This is a genomic window from Mesonia algae, from assembly GCF_003253545.1.
GTDB lineage: Bacteria > Bacteroidota > Bacteroidia > Flavobacteriales > Flavobacteriaceae > Mesonia > Mesonia algae.
Genome location: NZ_QKYV01000001.1, coordinates 639688 through 658772 on the forward strand (window position 1 = coordinate 639688; position 19085 = coordinate 658772).

At 34.1% G+C, this 19085-nt stretch carries 17 protein-coding genes; 11 read left to right on the plus strand and 6 right to left on the minus strand.

Annotated elements, in window-relative coordinates; all coding sequences use genetic code 11:
- Positions 1 to 17: 17 nt before the first annotated feature.
- From serS to LX95_RS03055, 9 genes are all read left to right on the plus strand, one after another.
- On the plus strand, positions 18 to 1289 hold the full coding sequence (gene serS, locus LX95_RS03015; RefSeq protein WP_111539932.1) for a serine--tRNA ligase: 1272 nt from the start codon (positions 18 to 20) through the stop codon (positions 1287 to 1289).
- 46 nt (positions 1290 to 1335) lie between these two features.
- Entirely contained in the window at positions 1336 to 3132 is a 1797-nt protein-coding gene (locus LX95_RS03020) for a tetratricopeptide repeat protein (protein WP_111539933.1), read from the plus strand.
- Between the two features lie 38 nt (positions 3133 to 3170).
- Entirely contained in the window at positions 3171 to 3479 is a 309-nt protein-coding gene (locus LX95_RS03025) for a DUF4286 family protein (RefSeq protein WP_111539934.1), read from the plus strand.
- Entirely contained in the window at positions 3476 to 4342 is an 867-nt protein-coding gene (gene rsmA, locus LX95_RS03030; RefSeq protein WP_111539935.1) for a 16S rRNA (adenine(1518)-N(6)/adenine(1519)-N(6))-dimethyltransferase RsmA, read from the plus strand. The genes LX95_RS03025 and rsmA overlap by 4 nt, the downstream gene beginning before the upstream one ends.
- The gene (gene mgtE / locus LX95_RS03035) at positions 4323 to 5675 is read left to right on the plus strand and encodes a magnesium transporter (protein WP_111539936.1); all 1353 of its coding nucleotides are present in this window, start codon (positions 4323 to 4325) and stop codon (positions 5673 to 5675) included. Before rsmA ends, mgtE begins: the two co-directional genes overlap by 20 nt.
- Positions 5676 to 5855: 180 nt before the next feature.
- Positions 5856 to 6257 carry an acyl-CoA thioesterase gene (locus LX95_RS03040; protein ID WP_111539937.1) on the plus strand — a complete coding sequence of 134 codons (402 nt, stop codon included), beginning with the start codon at positions 5856 to 5858 and terminating at the stop codon, positions 6255 to 6257.
- Positions 6258 to 6259: 2 nt separating this feature from the next.
- Entirely contained in the window at positions 6260 to 7198 is a 939-nt protein-coding gene (locus LX95_RS03045; protein ID WP_111539938.1) for a 2-hydroxyacid dehydrogenase, read from the plus strand.
- 111 nt (positions 7199 to 7309) lie between these two features.
- A complete protein-coding gene (locus LX95_RS03050; RefSeq protein ID WP_111539939.1) occupies positions 7310 to 7765 on the plus strand; it encodes a DUF1801 domain-containing protein in 456 nt (151 codons plus the stop codon).
- A 6-nt stretch (positions 7766 to 7771) separates the two neighbouring features.
- Positions 7772 to 8158, plus strand: a complete 387-nt coding sequence (locus LX95_RS03055) for a VOC family protein (RefSeq protein ID WP_111539940.1) — start codon at positions 7772 to 7774, stop codon at positions 8156 to 8158.
- 51 nt (positions 8159 to 8209) lie between these two features.
- Here LX95_RS03055 and LX95_RS03060 read toward each other — a convergent pair whose 3' ends face one another.
- From LX95_RS03060 to LX95_RS03085, 5 genes are all read right to left on the minus strand, one after another.
- Positions 8210 to 8848 carry an SDR family oxidoreductase gene (locus LX95_RS03060; RefSeq protein ID WP_111539941.1) on the minus strand — a complete coding sequence of 213 codons (639 nt, stop codon included), beginning with the start codon at positions 8846 to 8848 and terminating at the stop codon, positions 8210 to 8212.
- Positions 8849 to 9290: 442 nt separating this feature from the next.
- Complete coding sequence (locus LX95_RS03070; protein WP_111539943.1) at positions 9291 to 10331, minus strand: carboxypeptidase-like regulatory domain-containing protein; 1041 nt, start codon at positions 10329 to 10331, stop codon at positions 9291 to 9293.
- Positions 10324 to 12135 (minus strand): GNAT family N-acyltransferase, encoded by a 1812-nt coding sequence (locus LX95_RS03075; protein ID WP_111539944.1) that lies wholly within the window; start codon positions 12133 to 12135, stop codon positions 10324 to 10326. The genes LX95_RS03070 and LX95_RS03075 overlap by 8 nt, the downstream gene beginning before the upstream one ends.
- A 52-nt stretch (positions 12136 to 12187) precedes the next feature.
- Positions 12188 to 13432, minus strand: coding sequence for an aspartate kinase (locus LX95_RS03080; RefSeq protein WP_111539945.1), 1245 nt, complete (start codon positions 13430 to 13432; stop codon positions 12188 to 12190).
- Complete coding sequence (locus LX95_RS03085; RefSeq protein WP_111539946.1) at positions 13429 to 13905, minus strand: GNAT family N-acetyltransferase; 477 nt, start codon at positions 13903 to 13905, stop codon at positions 13429 to 13431. The genes LX95_RS03080 and LX95_RS03085 overlap by 4 nt, the downstream gene beginning before the upstream one ends.
- 75 nt (positions 13906 to 13980) lie before the next feature.
- Here LX95_RS03085 and fbp point away from each other — a divergent pair, with 75 nt between their 5' ends.
- On the plus strand, positions 13981 to 14985 hold the full coding sequence (gene fbp / locus LX95_RS03090) for a class 1 fructose-bisphosphatase (RefSeq protein WP_111539947.1): 1005 nt from the start codon (positions 13981 to 13983) through the stop codon (positions 14983 to 14985).
- Between the two features lie 71 nt (positions 14986 to 15056).
- Here the strand turns inward: fbp and LX95_RS03095 are convergent, their stop codons facing one another.
- Positions 15057 to 15479, minus strand: coding sequence for a tellurite resistance TerB family protein (locus LX95_RS03095; protein WP_111539948.1), 423 nt, complete (start codon positions 15477 to 15479; stop codon positions 15057 to 15059).
- A 199-nt stretch (positions 15480 to 15678) separates the two neighbouring features.
- Here LX95_RS03095 and ileS point away from each other — a divergent pair, with 199 nt between their 5' ends.
- Entirely contained in the window at positions 15679 to 19080 is a 3402-nt protein-coding gene (gene ileS, locus LX95_RS03100; protein WP_111539996.1) for an isoleucine--tRNA ligase, read from the plus strand.
- The last annotated feature ends 5 nt before the right edge of the window (positions 19081 to 19085 follow it).

The following is a 19085-nucleotide window of genomic DNA, read 5'->3' on the forward strand; positions in this document are numbered from 1 at the left end:
TATAAATTGAACATTCTATGTTACAAGTAGCTCAAATTAAAGCAAACAAAGAAGCTTACATTAAAGCTTTAGAAAAGCGAAATTTTAAGGCAGAAGCCCTTTTTGAAGAAGTTTTGCAGTTAGATGAAACCCGAAGAACAACTCAGGCAGAGTTAGATCAAACTTTGGCAGAATCTAATCGTTTGTCCAAAGAAATTGGGTTGCTATTTAAATCTGGTGAACAGCAAAAAGCCAATAAAGTTAAAGAGCAAACAGGAGCGTTAAAAGAAACCTCTAAAGAACTGAACGAAAAACTTAATGAAGTTTCTAATCAGTTAAATGAGATTTTATATACTATTCCTAACGTTCCGCACGACTCTGTTCCTGCTGGAGTATCTGAAGATGATAATGAAGAGATTTTTAAAGAGGGAGAAATTCCAACTTTAGAAAAAGATGCTTTACCTCATTGGGAATTAGCAAAAAAATACGACCTCATAGATTTTGAATTAGGTAATAAAATCACAGGAGCTGGTTTTCCTGTTTATAAAGGAAAAGGAGCAAGGCTACAACGTGCTTTGATTACTTACTTTTTAGATAAAAATACGGCAGCGGGATATACCGAATATCAAGTGCCATTGGCGGTAAACGCAGAGTCTGGTTTTGGTACGGGACAATTGCCCGATAAAGAAGGACAAATGTATCATATGCCAGAAGATGACTTATATCTAATTCCAACTTCAGAGGTACCTTTAACCAATATGTTTAGAGGAAATTTACTAGAGGCAAACCAATTACCTATTTCTTGTACAGCATTTACGCCTTGTTTTAGAAGAGAGGCAGGTTCTTATGGAGCGCACGTTCGTGGTCTTAACCGTTTGCACCAATTTGATAAAGTAGAATTGGTGAATTTGGTAAAACCAGAAGATTCTTATGCTACGTTGGATAACATGGTAGAGCACGTAAAAGAGATTTTGAGAGAATTAGAATTACCTTATCGTGTGTTACGCTTATGCGGAGGCGATTTAGGATTTACTTCGGCATTAACTTACGATTTCGAATTGTTTTCTGCCGGTCAAGACCGTTGGTTAGAAATTTCTTCGGTATCTAATTTTGAAACTTTCCAAGCCAATAGATTAAAGGTAAGATATAAGAACGAGCAAGGTAAAAAGGAGTTAATCCATACCCTTAACGGAAGTTCTTTAGCATTGCCTCGTGTTATCGCAGGTATTTTAGAAAACTACCAAACTCCAAATGGGATTAAAATACCAAAAGTATTAGTGCCTTACACAGGTTTTGATATGATAGATTAAAAACATTTTAAAACTATATTTAAACGCATTTTGCTATCTTAGCGAGATGCGTTTTTTAGTTTCTATCATATTATTTTTTTCAGTAAGTATAGGCTTTTCACAATCTTCAGCTTTGGCGAATAATTATTTTGACCAAGGAGAATATGAAAAAGCAAAAGCTATTTATGAAAAAATTTATGAGCAAAGTCCGCGCGATTTAAAAAATATCAATCAGTTAGTAGCGACCTACCAAGAGCTTCAAGAATATGCTTCTGCAGAAAAATTGCTATTAGAACAGTTACAAGGCAATGTAACATATCCTAATTTATGGGTAGATTTAGGTTACAACTATCAATTACAAGATCAGCCCGAAAAAGCACAAGAAAACTATCAAAAAGCGATTGACAGAGTGGGAGAATCTTCGGCTTATGCTTACACCATTGGGAGATCTTTTCAGCAGTATAATTTATTAGATGAAGCAGTGATCACTTATGAGACTGCACTAAAGGAAAAAGCAAATGCCACTTTTACGGTAGAATTAGCCAGAATTTATGGAGAAAAAGGGGAGTTGAATAAGATGTTTGAAAGCTACCTTAACCTCATAGAAAAAGAACCGAAATATGTTTATGCTATTAAACGCAATTTCGCAGAGTTTGTTACCGAAGATAAGGAAAATGAAGCCAATCAAATGCTTCGAAAAAGCTTATTGGTAAAAAATCAGCAAACACCAGATGTGATGTATAATTCATTATTAAGTTGGTTGTTTACGCAACAAAAAGAATATCAAAAAGCATTTGTGCAAGAACGCGCTATATATGTGAGATCTCCCCAAAAAAATATGCGCCCTATGTTTGAGTTGGCCAACTTAGCGCAAGAAGAAAATCAATTAGAAGCGGCGAGTGAAATTTACAATTACCTAATTACAAACGAAGATATTATTGCAAGAAAAATTGAAGCACAGGCCGCACTTTTACAGCTAGAAATAAATGAAGCCACAGCAAAAGAATATCAAAAAATAGAAGAAGACTTTCAACAAGTTTTTGAAGCTTACACTCAAGCTTCCTCGACAGAAATTTTCCCCATTCAATTGCAATATGCTCAATTTTTAGCTTTTCAAAAGGGTGATAAAAATTCCGCTTTAGCGAAATTAGACACGCTCTTAAATTCGAGAATCAATAGGTATGAAGAGGCTCAGGCAAAAATGATAAAAGCCGATATTTTGGTATTACAAGAAAAGTTTAACCAAGCGCTTATTTATTATAGTCAAATTCAAAAATTGTTAGAAAACTCTGAAATAGCGCAAGAAGCTACTTTTAAAATTGCTAAAACCAGTTTTTATAAAGGTGATTTTGATTGGGCAAAAACCCAACTCAAAGTATTAAAAACGGCAACCTCAAAATTAATCGCTAATGATGCTTTGCAGCTACATTTGTTAATTGGAGATAATATGCAAACCGAAGTAGATTCTACACATACAGCTTTAAAGCAATTCGCTAAAGCGGATTTATTAGCTTATCAGAAAAAAAATACAGAAGCTATTTCTCTTCTCAATACTATTTTAGCAGAAAATAAAGGTCAGCCTATAGAAGATGATGTCTTGTTTATGAAAGCAAATATCCTTTTTGTGCAGAAAAAATACCAAGAAGCCTTAGAGAGCTTTAAAGATATAGCTGTGAGTACTCAACGCAGTATTTATGCAGATGAAACCTACTTTACAATGGCAAAAATCTACGAAGAACAGTTAAATAATCCTGAAGAGGCAAAAAGTAATTACGAAAAAATTATTTTTGAGCACGAAGATAGTATTTACTATAATGAAGCGCGTAAAAAATATAGGCAGCTTCGTGGAGACGCTATCAATTAAATTAGTCTTAATTTTACGTTTTAACCCAAAAGCATTTTATGTATATATATAACGTTACGATCAATGTAGTGGAAGAAGCCCATGAAGAATGGTTACAATGGATGAAAGAGGAACATATTCCACAAATGTTAGATACAGGAAAATTTACCAAAGCTTTAATGACTAGAGTATTGGTAGAAGAAGCCATGGGAGGAATCACCTATTCTGTACAATATACCACCAAAGATAAAGCTACCTTAGAAGCGTATTACAATGAAAATGCCACCGAATTAAGGGCTGCTTCTAAACGATTTAAAGGTAAATTTGTAGCTTTTAGAACCGAGTTAGAAGTAGTAAGCGAGCAATGAAGAAAAAACCTAAATACTTTAAAAAGAAAAACTTTTCTTCGGGAAAACCAGAGCAAGATGCGGTTAAGGCAAAGAAGCATTTAGGTCAGCATTTTCTAAAAGACGAAGAGGTAGCTCAACGTATTGGAGATACGCTTACGCTGAATAATTATGAAAATGTATTAGAGATAGGTCCAGGGACTGGAGTACTTACCAAGTATATTCTTCAAAAAGGAAAAATAGTAAAGGCGATGGATTTGGATACAGAATCTATCCATTATTTAAAGAATAGCTTTGCATTAGAACACCCAGAAGTTCCTGTAAGAGATTTTGAAATTTTAGAAGCCGATTTCCTTAAAGCAGATTTGACTACTTTGTTTGACGGGGAACCTTTTGCCATTACTGGAAATTTCCCCTATAATATTTCTTCACAAATTGTATTTAAAGCCATTGAAAATAGAGATTTAGTGCCCGAATTCACAGGGATGTTTCAAAAGGAAGTGGCCAAACGTATTTGTGAAAAGGAAGGAAGCAAAACCTACGGAATCTTATCTGTATTTACGCAAGCTTATTTTGAAGCTGAATATTTGTTTACCGTTCCACCAACCGTATTTAATCCTCCGCCAAAAGTAGATAGCGGTGTGTTAAGGCTCATTCGTAAAGCAGATTATTCTCTTCCCGTAGAGGAGAAGTTATTTTTTAAAGTGGTAAAAACAGCTTTTAATCAACGTCGAAAGACGTTAAGAAATAGTTTAAAAACCTTCCAACTATCAGACAAATTAAAAGAAGATAGTATATTTGACCAGCGACCAGAACAATTATCGGTGGCAAAATTTTTAGAACTCACCCAAAAAATAGCTGAAGATGCAGTTTCAGATAAGTAAAGAACTTATAGAACGTATTGAGCAACTCGTTGAAGAAAGAAACAACGAGGAGCTAAAGCTGCATTTAGAAGAATTACACCACGCCGATATTGCCGAAATTTTAGACGAAATTTCGCTAGATGACGCTACTTATGTCATTAAACTCCTAGAAAGTGATAAAACCGCAGAGGTTTTAATGGAGCTAGATGAAGATGATCGAGATAAGATCATTAACAATCTTTCTGCTAAAGAAATAGCCGAAGAGATTGAAGAAATGGATACCGATGATGCTGCAGATATTGTAGCAGAACTTTCTGACGATCTTAAGCAGAGCGTAATTTCTCATATTGAAGATGAAGAACACGCCGATAATATTGTAGAACTCTTACGCTACGATGAAGATTCTGCCGGTGGTTTAATGGCGAAAGAATTGGTGAAAGTAAACGAAAATTGGAGTGTTACGGGTTGCATGAGCGAGATGCGAGAGCAGGCCGAAGAAGTAACACGCGTACATTCTATTTATGTGGTAGACAATAAAGATCGTCTTAAAGGAAGACTTTCTTTAAAAGATTTACTTACCGCTTCTAGCGATGCTCAAATAAGCGACATTTATATAGATAAAGTAGATTATGTAAGCGTTCATACTCCAGGTGATGAGGTGGCTAGAATCATGCAAAAATATGATTTAGAAGCTATTCCCGTTATTAATGAAATGGGTCGCTTGGTAGGAAGAATTACCGTTGATGATATTATCGATTTTATTAAAGAAGAAGCCGAAAAAGATTACCAAATGGCTGCGGGTATTTCTGAAGATGTAGAAGCAGATGATAGTGTTTGGCAATTAACTCGCGCACGATTACCTTGGTTAATTTTAGCGCTTATTGGAGGTTTTGTTTCTGTAAAAGTCTTAGGAACTTTTGATGCTGCTATGGAAAAACACGGAGAGCTTTTCTTTTTTGTACCCCTTATTGCCGCTATGGCAGGGAACGTGGGTGTACAATCTTCGGCGATAGTATTGCAAGGTTTGGCCAATCAAAGCTTAAAAGGCTCTTTGTTTAAACGTCTTATAAAAGAAGTATTACTAAGCTTACTTAATGGTGCAGTGTTAGCCATTTTACTAATTGTAGGAGGTATGTTTTTATTAAACCTTAATTTAGACTTTGGTCTAACGGTAGGTATATCTCTTATTTCGGTAATTATTATAGCTTCTTTAATAGGTACATTTGTTCCTATTATTTTAGATAAACAAGGCATAGATCCCGCTATGGCTACAGGACCGTTTATTACGACTAGTAATGACATTTGTGGTATTCTTATTTATTTTACCATTGCTAAACTTATTTTAGGGTTTTAGGGCATTTCCCTTCGGGTCGGGCTATACGTTTGTAGTTTTTGTAAGCTAAAGCCATACAAAAAGCTATCACTACTATCCCTAATGCGAAATTTTGTAACTTAAATAAAACCATAAGGGTCAGTTTTAACGTTAATCTATTTCAAAAGAATTTTATTGTAAATTCGCCCACAAATTAAAAAAATGAAACCCATCCCCTTTATAGATGAACTGGTAGTAACTCCAGAGGTTATCGATGATCTTAACCATGTAAATAACGTTACCTATTTACAATGGGTACAAGATATAGGAGAAAAGCATTGGAAAGCAAAAGCGCCAGAAGATATCAGAAAAAAATATGGATGGGTAGTTCTCAATCACTATATAGAATATAAATACCCTGCTTTTGAGGGGGAAACTCTAACGTTAAAAACGTGGATAGAAAATTACGGCGGAGTAAAAAGTGAGCGTAGAACCGAAATATACCGACAAAAAGATCAAAAGATAGTAGCCAAAGCAAAAACACTTTGGTGTTTTATAGATCTAGAAAAACAGAAGCCGCAGCGTATTCAGCCAAAAATCACAGAACCTTTTTTTGAATCTTAGTTATGAAAATTTTACACGTAGATCGCAACCATTCATTAATGCTAGAACAGCTTCAGGCTTACGGTTTTCAAAATGATGAAGACTATAATTCCGCGAAAAGCGAAATAGAGGATAAAATTTCTAACTATGACGGCCTTATTATAAGAAGCCGATTTACGATAGATCAAACTTTCTTAGATGCAGCAACCAACCTCAAATTTATAGGAAGGTTGGGCGCAGGACTAGAAAATATTGATACTGCTTATGCCGAGAAAAAAGGGATACAATTATTTTCTGCTCCCGAAGGGAATCGCAATGCGGTAGGTGAACATGCCTTGGGAATGTTACTTAGTTTATTTAATCATTTGAGAAGAGCAGATCAAGAGGTTAGAAATGGTATTTGGAAACGAGAAGAAAACCGCGGACTAGAACTTGAAGGGAAAACCGTTGGTATCATTGGCTTTGGAAATATGGGAAAAGCATTTGCAAAAAAGCTAAGAGGTTTTGATTGCGAAGTGATTTTTTATGATTTAAAAGAAAATATAGCTAACCAAGATGCAAGACAGGTAAGTTTAAAAGAGTTACAAGAAAATGCTGAGGTGTTAAGTTTACATACTCCACTTACAAGTCTTACTAAAAATATGATAAATAGCGATTTTATAAACCAATTTAAAAATCCTTTTTGGCTTATTAATACGGCGAGAGGAAAATCTGTAGTGACAAAACATTTGGTTTCTGCACTAAAATCGGGTGCTATTCTAGGAGCGGGATTAGATGTACTTGAGTATGAAAAATCTTCATTTGAAAATCTTTTTAGCGACGAACATGCACTTCCAGAAGCTTTTCAATATCTTATTGAAACAGATAATGTGTTATTAAGTCCGCACATTGCAGGATGGACCATAGAAAGTAAAGAGAAATTGGCTCAAGTTATCGTCGATAAAATCAAGCAAGTTTTTTAAATTTATGTTTTCGCTTCCGCGGAAGCGTAATAACGAAAGATTAGATATAAAAGTAATTTAGAGAAATACCCACAAGTATTTTACTGCCAATTACTGAATAAAAAGTATAAAATGACCTCAAAAGCTACTACACCAGAAGAATATATTCAAAAAGCTCCAGAAGAGCGCCAAGAGGCTTTAAAAAAGCTAAGAAAAACGATTCAACAAAATTTACCAAAGGGTTTTGAAGAAGGGATGCAATATGGGATGATAGGATATTATGTACCACATTCGGCTTATCCTGCAGGTTATCATTGCAAGCCAGAAGAACCTTTACCTTTTATGAGTTTTGCCTCTCAAAAAAACTCGGTTAATTTGTATCATTCGGGGATTTATGCAAATAAGAAATTACATGATTGGTTTGTAAATGAATATCCCAAACACGTAAAAACGAAATTAGACATGGGGAAAAGCTGTGTGCGTTTTAAAAAAGTTGAAAATATCCCTTATGGTTTAATAGCCGAACTCGTACAAAAGATGTCAATGGAAGAGTGGATTTCTATCTACGAAGAAAACATAAAACGATAATTTAAGATGAAAAATAGAGTAACAGGTTTAGGAGGTTTTTTCTTTAAAACTAAAGATGCAAAGAAAACCAAAGAATGGTATGATAAGCATTTGGGTTTAGGAACCGATGAGTACGGTAAAACTTTTTGGTGGAAAGATGAAGAAGGGAATGATTGTACTACCCAGTGGAGCCCAATGGGCGAAGAAACTAAATATTTTGAGCCTTCGCAAAAGCAATTTATGATGAATTTTCGTGTAGAAAATTTAGTAGAGTTGTTGAAGGTATTAAAAGAAGAGGGTGTAGAAGTTGTAGGAGAGATGGAGGAGTTTGAGTATGGAAAATTTGGTTGGATATTAGATCCTGAAGGCAATAAAATTGAATTATGGGAGCCTAAGGATGATGCTTTTAAATAAAAAAATAGCCTTGTAAAATTTACAAGGCTATTTTCTTTAAGTGATTCTTTACTAAGAAACCTGATCGATTTCTTGTAAGGCTAATTCTGTTGCTCTTTCACCACTTAAAATTTCAAAGGTTTTATTTTTAAGCATATTAGGCTGTAGGCAATCTACTAAAACTTGCGCTACATCTTTTCTTGGGATTTCTCCGTATTCTCCTAATTTTTCAGCAGCTTTAATTTTATTTGTTTTTTCGTTGTTGGTTAATGCTCCAGGACGTACAATGCTATATTCTAAAAAACTAGATTTTAAATGCTCATCTGCTTCTTTTTTAGCTTCTAAATACTCTTGTAGTTCTTCGTTTTGTGAAGGATCATCTGTTCCCATAGAGCTTAGCATTACAAATTTTCTTACTCCTGCCGCCTTAGAACGGTCAATAAGATTGATTGCGCCATCACGGTCTACTTCTTTTACTTTCTTTCCTCCAGATCCGGCAGCAAAAATAACACGATCTATACCTTGTACTGCAGGCTCTACATCACCTTCTAAGTCTGCGATAATACTTTTTACATTCATATTATCAAAAGTAGCTTGTTGCTCTTCTTTTCTTATCATTGCGATGGGCTCAAAACTTGGATGACCTTGTAGGTTTTTTACTATTTCCATTCCTGTAGTTCCGTTTGCTCCTGCTATCAATACTTTTTCCATCTTTTTTCTTTTTTTATTTAAAGGTATAGTTAGTAGCCCATAAGTTGTATTAATAAATACTTAAATAACAAAGGCTTAACGGAAATTACATTGTTTTAAGAATTATTTATATTGCATTGCAACTTAGATTTTCACTGAAAGAAGGAAAATGAATAGATCAGCAAAGAAATTAGTGATAGGAATCGTATTGGTTTCAATTCCGATATCGAAATTAGTGTATTGGTTCATTATCTCAGAAAATAGTAACTCTTTTATAGAAGCTAAAAATATCTTTGCAAATAATTATCCTTTTTTCTTAAGGAGTAATTGGATACATATTAGTTTGCTATGTGTTGCCATGGGGTTATTTATAAAAGCAGCATCAAGATATTCTATTTTAAGCGCATTGCTTTTGTTTCTAGCAATGGCTCTAATATTCATACAGTTTTGGGAAATGATGTGACTAGGGTTGAGGTTTAAAATTTAAAGGAAGAAGGGAGGACATTTTTTCTTTACCCATTTTTCCGCCAAAATATAAAGAATTAATAGGAGCAAAGTTTCCGTAAGCATCAATGTAGAATGTTGTTGGGGTTTTATCTATTTGAATAAAAGACTGGTCAAAACCATCGTACAATACTGTAATTCTATTGGTTAAGATATCCACGGCAGTGCGATTTTTTCCTTCAACTACATTAAAAAATTTATAGAAAGGCACTTGAAATCTCCTGTTGAAAATTTTGTACTTGTTTTCTTCTAATTTTTTAGAGGCTAGGCTTCGCATAAAATGCAAAATAGAACCTTCGTAAGTTTTTTCTCTTCGCTGTAAGATTTTCTTCTTGGTTTTATCTTTTATTTCCTTAAAAAAAGAAGTCCCAGCGTAATAAGACGAATGTTCGTTATAGTGAGTTTTTCTCTTCCCATCTCTTTTGTAAACTATTTTTTTAAAGACTAATTCAAAATCCATAAGATCATACTCAATCAAATAACCTAAATATTTATTTTGGATCCTTAACGGAATTTTACTCGTTGCCACCAAGGTATTTGTAGAAGGAATAAACCGAAGTTTTACGTCATTTTCATTTAAAATTTTAGTCTTTTTATCTTTGTGATCTTCTCCTAGAAACCATTTTCTAAAATAAGCGAGTTTCCTTTTTCTTGGCCAAGGATCATTCTCTATATAAACTTCTTCTAAATCATTAACTCCTTCTTTTAGTACAATAGTTTTTAATACGATAATTTCCTTATTAAGAGAAACCTCTTTAAATACTGAATTGTATCCTAAGGAACTTATAATTAACGGAGCTTGAGTAGCTTTATCTAGTTGTAAAGAGAATTTACCTTGAGAATTGGTGACCGTGCCAAAAGTGGTTCCGTCAAAGTAAATATTGGCGCTTTCAATAGGTTGTTGAGATGCGTCTACAATCGTTCCTTTAATGGTGTGTTGTGCAAATATAAAATAGCTATAAAAGAGAAAAGAAAATAAGAAGATTACTTTCTTATACATCTTGCTGACTAATTTTTTTCTCTAATTCTTCCTGAAATTCTTCCATTACAGGTTTTACAGTACTTTCGGGTAAATCGGATATACGAATATACATAAGTCCGTCTACCGAATTATTAAAAAGCGGGTCTACATTAAAAGCAATTACCTTTGCGTTTTGTTTGATGTATTTTTTAAGCAAGACAGGCATTCTTAAACTATCTGGCTCTAGTTCGTCTATAATTTTATCAAACTTATTTAAATCGGCTTCAGTTTCATCAAAGACAAAATCTTTATCGGCATCTTTAAGCTTTACTTTATACTCCTTTTTTGGTCTCACGTATTGAGCTACATAGGGATCGTAGTAATGAGATTTCATAAATTCAATCATCATAGATTTAGAGAATTCAGAAAATTTATTACTTATACTTACCCCTCCTATGAGGTATTTATGATCAGGAAAACGCAATGTGCAATGAACTATTCCTTTCCAAAGTAAAAAAAGCGGCATAGGTTTTTGCTGATATTCTTTTACAATAAAGGCCCGACCCATTTCTATAGATTCGCTCATAAGCTTGTGAAGCTCGGGTTCGAACCTAAATAATTGCTGCAAATAAAAGCCGTCAATACCATATTTAGGGAAGATGTTTAATCCAAATCCCATTCGGTAAGCACCTACAATTTTATCGGCGTCAGAATCATACAGGAAAAGATGGTGATAAAAATCGTCAAACTCATCTAAATCTGTTGGATTGTTAGTTCCTTCTCCAATGGCTCTAAAAGTAATTTCGCGCAAGCGTCCAATTTCTTTTACAATATTTGGAATATCTTTTCTTTCAGCCAAAAAGACTTCGTAGTTTTTACTTACTAAAAGACGTTTTTCATTTTCTCTACAAAAGTCAATTTCTTGTTGCATCAAAAACTCTGATGTTTCTTTTACAATAGCTTTTGGAGGTCTGCTAGGAAATTTTATTTGCTTAGGAATATTCTTAAGTAAACTTTTCTTACCATCAAAACCACTAGAAAGCATATAGGTTTTTTTTCTTAAGAAAAGTGTATAATCTTCTAAGGTTTTATGCTGATTTTGGTCTTCAACCGAAATAGGGTTTCCAATTCTTACCTTTATTTTTCGATGCTTTTGCGTAAGCATTTCCCCGGGTAACTTTGCCGTCCTAAATGAGTCATTCAATTTTGCTAGACGGTAAAAAGAACTACTGTTTTTAGCATGAAAATAGATAGGAACTACGGGAACCTGAGATTTTTGTATCAATTTCATCGCTTCTTGCAGCCATGGTCTGTCTACAATAGTTTTATCTTCTTTATGTGTTGAAACTTCTCCAGCAGGAAAAATTCCTAAAGGGTGTCCTTTGCGTAAATGTTGAATAGATTCTTTTATCCCCACCATGCTCGATTTTACTTCCTTTCGATTTTCAAAAGGATTAACAGGCATGATAAAAGGTTTCAAAGGCTCTAGTCTATGCAATAAAAAGTTGGCAATGATTTTAAAATCATCACGCTGCTTAATAAGTGTTTGCATGAGGATGATCCCATCAATTCCGCCAAGGGGATGGTTAGAAATAGTTATAAAAGGACCTGTTTTTGGGATTCTTTTCAAATCCTTTTCGGGGATTTCATAATCTATCTCTAAATGCTCTAAACAGGATGCTAGAAATTCTGGACCGGAAAGATGTTTACGGTCATCATAAATTTCATTGAGTGCATTTATTTTGGTAACACTCATTAGTGTAGCACTTAGAGCGGTACCTAAAAAGCCAAACTTGTTTAAGTTAAGTCCTTTAGCGACTTCTTTGGCGGTTACAATTCCCATTTATAGATTAGTTTATCTACAAAGATAGTAAAATAAGGCTTTTACGAATTTTTTATTCTCTGGTAACTAATTGAACCGTTTCTCGAGTAAGCTGCTTTAATAAAACTTCTTTATCTTTTTCTATCTGATTTATAGCACTTTCGGTAAAATGTCTAATGGTATATAAGGATACATTTTTGTTAAAAGAAACTCTAAATTTACCTCTTAAATGATTGATAAGTTGGTCTACTTGGTTAAATCGATTATCTACGCAAACTGAAAAACTAATCGCAGAATTTTGAATAAGGTCTACCTTAACTTGGTATTTATGCAATAGAGCAAAAACTTCGCTAATATTTTCTTCTACAAAAAAAGAAAAGTCTAACGCTGAGAGGGAAAGTAAAACCAAGTTTTTCTTGACAATAAAACAAGGAATATGTGGATTTATCTTTTGACCATTAGAAACGATAGTTCCTGCGTTTTCTGGATGGAAGAACGATTTTACAAATAAAGGAATTTCTCTTTTTTGAAGCGGTTGTAATGTTTTAGGGTGAATAATAGAAGCTCCGTAAAAAGCAAGTTCAATAGCTTCAGAATAAGAAACTTCATTTAAAAGAGTTGTGTTTTCAAAAACTCTGGGGTCACCGTTAAAAACGCCGTCTACATCTTTCCAAATTGTAACGTCTTCTACTTTTAAACAGTAAGCAAAAATTGCAGCACTGTAGTCACTACCCTCACGCCCTAATGTGGTGGTAAAATTATTAGCGTCTGAAGCTATAAAACCTTGTGTAATGTAGAGTTTGCTTTTTTCGACGGCTTTATTGATGTTTTCACAAGTAGAATCCCAATTAACTTTAGCGTCGCGATAAGTATGATCGGTTTTCACTAAATTTCTCGCATCTAACCAAGTGTTTTGAACCTCATTTTTTTCTAGATAAGCACTAATAATTGTGGTGCTTATTAATTCTCCAAAAGAAATAACTTGGTCGTACACATAGTCATAATTTGGAGATTTGTTTCGCTGTAAAAATGATTCAAGTTCATGAAAAAGAAGATTTACTTTTGCATAAACTGGATGAGATGTGTTCTCAAACAACGGGTTTAAAATAGCTGTATGATAAGTTTTTAGATATTCGGTATCTATTTTATTCTCACTAAAATAAATTTCAATAACTTTTTCTAAGGCATTCGTAGTTTTACCCATTGCAGAGATAATAACTACTTTATTAGATATTCCTGTTTTTTGTAATACTGAAGCGAGATTTCTTACTCCATCGGCATCTTTCACAGAGGCACCTCCAAATTTGAAAATCTTCATGAATTTAAAAAGTTTTTTATAGAGGTTTCGTCAAATTGTACTGTATTCCAATCGGTCATTACGTTTGCGCCTGTATTTTTATAAAATTCGATAGCATTTTTATTCCAATCAATCACTACCCATTCTACTCGTTTTACGTTCTGCTCTAAAGCATAGGTCATTACTTTTTTATACAGTGCAATACCTAATCCTTTTCCGCGAAAGCGATCTCTTACCATTAAATCTTCTAAATGTACTGTTTTTCCTTTCCAGGTAGAATATCTAAAGTAAATTAAAGCCATACCTTGTATTTTATCATCAACTTCGGCTACAAAACATTTAAAAAGTGGTTGTTTGCCAAACCCATCCTTTTTTAATTGTTCTGCATCTATGATGACAGCGTTAGGTTCTTTTTCAAAATGCGCTAGTTCTTTAATAAGTTCTAGCACTTGTGGCATATCTTCTGGTTGAGATTCTCTTACATTTATATTCATAGATTAAGGCTTTATCACAAAAATAGTGATTAGAAAGTCTTTTTTTCTATTTTTGTGGGATAAACCAATCATATAATGGCAAAAAAGAACCAAACTTTAGGAGAATTTATTATTGAGAATCAAGAAGCCTTTCAATATTCTTCGGGAGAATTATCAAGATTAATCAATTCTATTCGTTTGGCAGCCAAAGTGGTCAACCACGAGGTAAACAAAGCTGGTTTAGTAGATATTTTAGGCGCTGCAGGAGAGACAAATATACAAGGCGAAGATCAGCAAAAGTTAGATGTTTATGCTAACGAAAAATTTATACAAACGCTTACCAATAGAGAAATTGTTTGCGGAATAGCTTCTGAAGAAAATGATGATTTTATTACCATTTGTGGACAAAAGGAAGATCATAACAATAAGTATGTAGTGTTAATGGATCCGCTTGACGGAAGTTCTAACATAGATGTGAATGTATCTGTAGGAACTATCTTTTCAGTTTATCGAAGAGTAACTCCGTTAGGAACTCCAGTAACTATTGACGATTTCTTACAACCAGGAAGTGAACAAGTAGCTGCAGGATATATAGTATATGGTACTTCTACCATGCTAGTTTATACTACAGGTCACGGGGTAAATGGATTTACTTTAAACCCTGCGATTGGGACTTATTATTTATCACACCCAGATATGAAATTTCCAGAAGACGGAAATATCTATTCAATAAATGAAGGGAATTATGCTCATTTCCCACAGGGAGTAAAAGATTATATAAAATACTGCCAAACCGAGGAAGACAATCGTCCTTATACTTCGCGATATATAGGAAGTTTGGTGTCAGACATTCATAGAAATATGATAAAAGGAGGAATTTATATTTACCCTAAAAGCTCAAAATCTTCTAATGGAAAATTGAGGTTATTGTATGAATGTAATCCTATGGCTTTTATTGTAGAGCAAGCTGGTGGTAAAGCTAGTGACGGTCACCAAAGAATTATGGATTTAAAACCTACAGAGCTTCATCAAAGAGTTCCTTTTTTCTGCGGAAGTAAAAATATGGTAGAAAAAGCAGAAGAATTTATGAAGAAAAAATAAAACGGGAAGCTCCCGTTTTATTTTTTATAATATTAAAAAGGTCTTTTCATAGTAATTTGAAAAGGCTTTTTTTATTTTCTATTCAATAAGTAGATGTAATCATCAAAAGATAAACTACCTAAAATTTGATTTGATCTTTTTATGATTTTATCAGAATCTTCTGTAGAGAATCCTAAACCAATAGCAAATCTCTTCAATAAGAAAGCTTCTTGCTCATCTATTTCGTGATCTGCATAAATAACCGTAAGTAAATCAAATAAACGCTCTAATCTCTTCTCGGTAGTATTAGGAGGGTTTATTGGGAATCCTGAAGGATTCTTAATTATTTTAGCGTAATCTTCTTCGTTAATATCTAACTTTCTGGCAAGGCGCTTTAATACCTTTTCCTCTTCTGGATTAATCTCACCATCTACTGATGCTAACGTTACAATAGAAGCAAAGTGACCAAGATTACGAGAATGTTCTCCTGTACCAAACAAATCTGAAAATGACATAATTTCTTAGTTTTTTATAAGGCAAATATAACCAAATCGCTGTACATAAGCCTTTAAAATTTCTCTATAATATTTAGCTTACGCTGAAATAAATTACAAATATTTTTCTTGTGTATAAATACCACTAGTTTTTTTTAATTCAGTTACTTCTGTTTAGCAAAAATCCTTAATTTCGCAAATCATTTTGAAAGCGCATACCATGAGTACAAAATTTACTGAATATAAAGAACTTAACCTTCCCGTAATCGCTAAGGAAATCTTAGATTTTTGGAAAGAGGAAAACATATTTGATAAAAGTGTAAGTACAAGAGAAGGAAAAGAACCTTTCGTATTTTTTGAAGGACCGCCATCGGCTAATGGTCTTCCAGGAATTCACCATGTGATGGCGCGAAGTATAAAAGACATTTTTTGCCGTTATAAAACCCAAAAAGGTTTCTTAGTAAAGCGTAAAGCAGGATGGGATACACACGGTTTACCTGTTGAGTTAGGTGTAGAAAAAGAATTAGGCATTACCAAAGAAGATATAGGTACTAAAATTAGTGTAGAAGCCTACAATGATGCGTGTAAAAATGCGGTGATGCGTTATACCGATGTTTGGAAAAACCTTACCGAACAAATGGGCTATTGGGTAAATATGGATGATCCTTATGTTACCTATAAGTCTAAGTATATGGAAACCGTTTGGTGGTTACTTTCAGAGATTTATAAAAAAGACCTTATTTATAAGGGTTATACGATACAACCATATTCTCCAAAGGCTGGGACAGGTTTAAGTTCACATGAGTTAAACCAACCAGGAACCTACCAAGATGTAACCGATACTACCGTAACGGCACAATTTAAAGCAGTTTCTAGTACGTTACCAGATAATTTAGCAGAATATGGTACTATACATTTTATTGCTTGGACGACCACCCCGTGGACTTTACCCAGTAATACAGCATTAACCGTAGGTCCAAAAATTGAATATGCACTAGTAAAAACATATAATCAATATACGTTTGAGCCTGTACAAATTGTTGTGGCTAAAAATTTAGTCAGTAAACAGTTTGATAAAAAATTCGTAGAGACTGAAAACGAAGAGGTGATTGAAGCCTATAAACAGGGAGATAAAAAAATCCCTTATATGGTAATCGATACCTTTATGGGGAAAGATTTGGTAGGTATAAAATATGAGCAATTATTGCCTTACGTTTTACCTTTTGAAAATCCAGAAAATGCGTTTAGAATTATTTCGGGAGATTTTGTAACTACAGAAGATGGAACAGGGATCGTTCATACCGCGCCAACTTTTGGAGCAGATGATGCGTTGGTTGCTAAACAAGCTACACCGCAAATTCCTCCAATGTTAGTTAAAGACGAGAACGATAATTTAGTTCCGTTGGTAGATTTACAAGGTAGATTCAGACTAGAAATGGGTGAATTTGCTGGCAAATACGTAAAGAACGAATATTATGATGAAGAAGATGCTCCAGAGAAATCTGTAGACGTAGAAATTGCTATTAAATTAAAAGAAGAAAATAAAGCTTTTAAAGTAGAAAAATACGTACACAGTTATCCAAATTGCTGGCGTACAGATAAACCTATATTATATTATCCATTAGATTCTTGGTTTATTAAAGTGACCGAAGTAAAAGATCGTATGCACGAACTTAACAAAGGCATTAATTGGAAACCTAAATCTACAGGAGAAGGCCGTTTTGGTAATTGGTTGGCAAACGCTAATGACTGGAACCTTTCTCGTTCACGATATTGGGGAATCCCACTACCTATTTGGCGTACCGAAGATGGTAGAGAAGAAATTCTTATTGGTTCTATCGCAGAATTAAAGCAGGAAATGCAAAAATCTGTAGAAGCTGGCTTTATGAAAAATGACGCTTTCGCGGAATTTGAAGTCGGTAATATGACAGATGAGAACTACGAAAAAGTAGATTTACATAAAAATGTTGTAGATCAAATCACGCTAGTTTCTCCTTCCGGGAAACCGATGAAAAGAGAGGCAGATTTGATAGACGTTTGGTTTGATTCTGGTTCTATGCCTTACGCACAATGGCATTATCCATTTGAGAATAAAGAACAAGTAGAAAACGGAGATAAAAAAGCAGATTTTATTGCAGAAGGAGTAGATCAAACGCGTGGATGGTTCTATACGTTGCATGCCATTGCAACCATGATCTTCGATGATGTAGCCTATAAAAATGTGGTTTCAAACGGATTGGTACTCGATAAACACGGACAAAAAATGTCTAAACGTTTAGGAAACGCTGCAGATCCTTTCGATACTTTGGCAGCTTTTGGTCCAGATGCTACCCGTTGGTATATGATTTCTAACGCTAATCCTTGGGATAATTTAAAATTTGATATTGAAGGAATTGCAGAAGTAAGAAGAAAATTCTTTGGGACTTTATACAACACCTATTCGTTCTTTACTTTATATGCAAATATTGATCAATTCACGTACAAAGAAGATGACGTTGCTTTAGAAAACAGACCAGAAATTGATCGTTGGATATTGTCTGAACTACATACCCTTATCGGAAAAGTAGACAAGTTTTATGAAGAATATGAGCCTACGAGAGCAGCTAGAGCTATCTCTGAGTTTGTACAAGAAAATCTAAGCAACTGGTTTGTGCGTTTAAGCAGAAGAAGATTTTGGAAAGGAGATTATGAACAAGATAAAATATCTGCTTATCAAACCTTATATACGTGTTTAGAAACCGTAGCAAAATTAAGTGCGCCAATCGCTCCATTTTATATGGATAGGCTTTACAAAGACTTAACAAATACTACGCAAAAAGAAAATTTTGAAAGTGTACATTTGGCTGCTTTTCCACAGCAAGATAAAACGTTTATAGATGAAGCGTTAGAAAGAAAAATGGAAAAGGCTCAAATCATTTCTTCTTTAGTATTATCACTACGTAAAAAAGAAATGATTAAAGTGCGTCAACCTTTACAACGTATTATGATTCCTGTGTTAGATGATCAAGTACGTGAGGAAATTATGGCGGTTAAAGATCTTATTATGTCAGAGGTGAATGTAAAAGAAATCGAACTAATCGATGACACTTCGGGGATTTTGGTTAAGAATATTAAGCCTAATTTTAAAACTCTAGGTCCGCGTTTTGGTAAAGACATGAAACTCGTTGTGGCAGCGATAAATAAGCTCGAGGCAAACGATATTTCTACTATAGAAATGAAGGGTGAAATTTCTTTAGAAATTAACGGAAAAATGACTACTTTGCAGCTCATCGATGTAGAAATTTCTTCTGAAGATATCGAAGGTTGGTTAGTCGCAAGTAACGCAGGTATCACTGTTGCTTTAGATGCTACGATTAATGAAAGTCTTAGAAAAGAGGGAGTTGCGCGCGAAATGGTCAATAGAATTCAAAACTTAAGAAAAGACTCTGGTTTTGAAGTGACCGATAAGATAACGGTGACGATTAAAAAAGACGGCGTGGTCGAGCAGGCAGTCTTAGATAACGAAGAGTATATTAAAAACGAAACACTTACTGCTCAGCTCGAACTAGCAGAAAGTATGGACGAAGGTATAGAAGTTGTATTTGATGATGTGAATACCTTTTTGTCTATTAAAAAACAATAATTAAC

Bases quoted from the DNA above. Each gene is read 5' to 3' on its own strand.
- LX95_RS03095 (WP_111539948.1), bottom strand. From the start codon at position 15,479: ATGTCATTTTCAGATTTGTTTGGTACAGGAGAACATTCTCGTAATCTT.
- LX95_RS03085 (WP_111539946.1), bottom strand. From the start codon at position 13,905: ATGAATATAAATGTAAGAGAATCTCAACCAGAAGATATGCCACAAGTG.
- ileS (WP_111539996.1), top strand. From the start codon at position 15,679: ATGAGTACAAAATTTACTGAATATAAAGAACTTAACCTTCCCGTAATC.
- LX95_RS03080 (WP_111539945.1), bottom strand. From the start codon at position 13,432: ATGAAGATTTTCAAATTTGGAGGTGCCTCTGTGAAAGATGCCGATGGA.
- LX95_RS03075 (WP_111539944.1), bottom strand. From the start codon at position 12,135: ATGGGAATTGTAACCGCCAAAGAAGTCGCTAAAGGACTTAACTTAAAC.
- rsmA (WP_111539935.1), top strand. From the start codon at position 3,476: ATGAAGAAAAAACCTAAATACTTTAAAAAGAAAAACTTTTCTTCGGGA.
- LX95_RS03045 (WP_111539938.1), top strand. From the start codon at position 6,260: ATGAAAATTTTACACGTAGATCGCAACCATTCATTAATGCTAGAACAG.
- LX95_RS03060 (WP_111539941.1), bottom strand. From the start codon at position 8,848: ATGGAAAAAGTATTGATAGCAGGAGCAAACGGAACTACAGGAATGGAA.
- LX95_RS03025 (WP_111539934.1), top strand. From the start codon at position 3,171: ATGTATATATATAACGTTACGATCAATGTAGTGGAAGAAGCCCATGAA.
- LX95_RS03050 (WP_111539939.1), top strand. From the start codon at position 7,310: ATGACCTCAAAAGCTACTACACCAGAAGAATATATTCAAAAAGCTCCA.
- LX95_RS03055 (WP_111539940.1), top strand. From the start codon at position 7,772: ATGAAAAATAGAGTAACAGGTTTAGGAGGTTTTTTCTTTAAAACTAAA.
- fbp (WP_111539947.1), top strand. From the start codon at position 13,981: ATGGCAAAAAAGAACCAAACTTTAGGAGAATTTATTATTGAGAATCAA.
- LX95_RS03070 (WP_111539943.1), bottom strand. From the start codon at position 10,331: ATGTATAAGAAAGTAATCTTCTTATTTTCTTTTCTCTTTTATAGCTAT.
- mgtE (WP_111539936.1), top strand. From the start codon at position 4,323: ATGCAGTTTCAGATAAGTAAAGAACTTATAGAACGTATTGAGCAACTC.
- serS (WP_111539932.1), top strand. From the start codon at position 18: ATGTTACAAGTAGCTCAAATTAAAGCAAACAAAGAAGCTTACATTAAA.
- LX95_RS03040 (WP_111539937.1), top strand. From the start codon at position 5,856: ATGAAACCCATCCCCTTTATAGATGAACTGGTAGTAACTCCAGAGGTT.
- LX95_RS03020 (WP_111539933.1), top strand. From the start codon at position 1,336: ATGCGTTTTTTAGTTTCTATCATATTATTTTTTTCAGTAAGTATAGGC.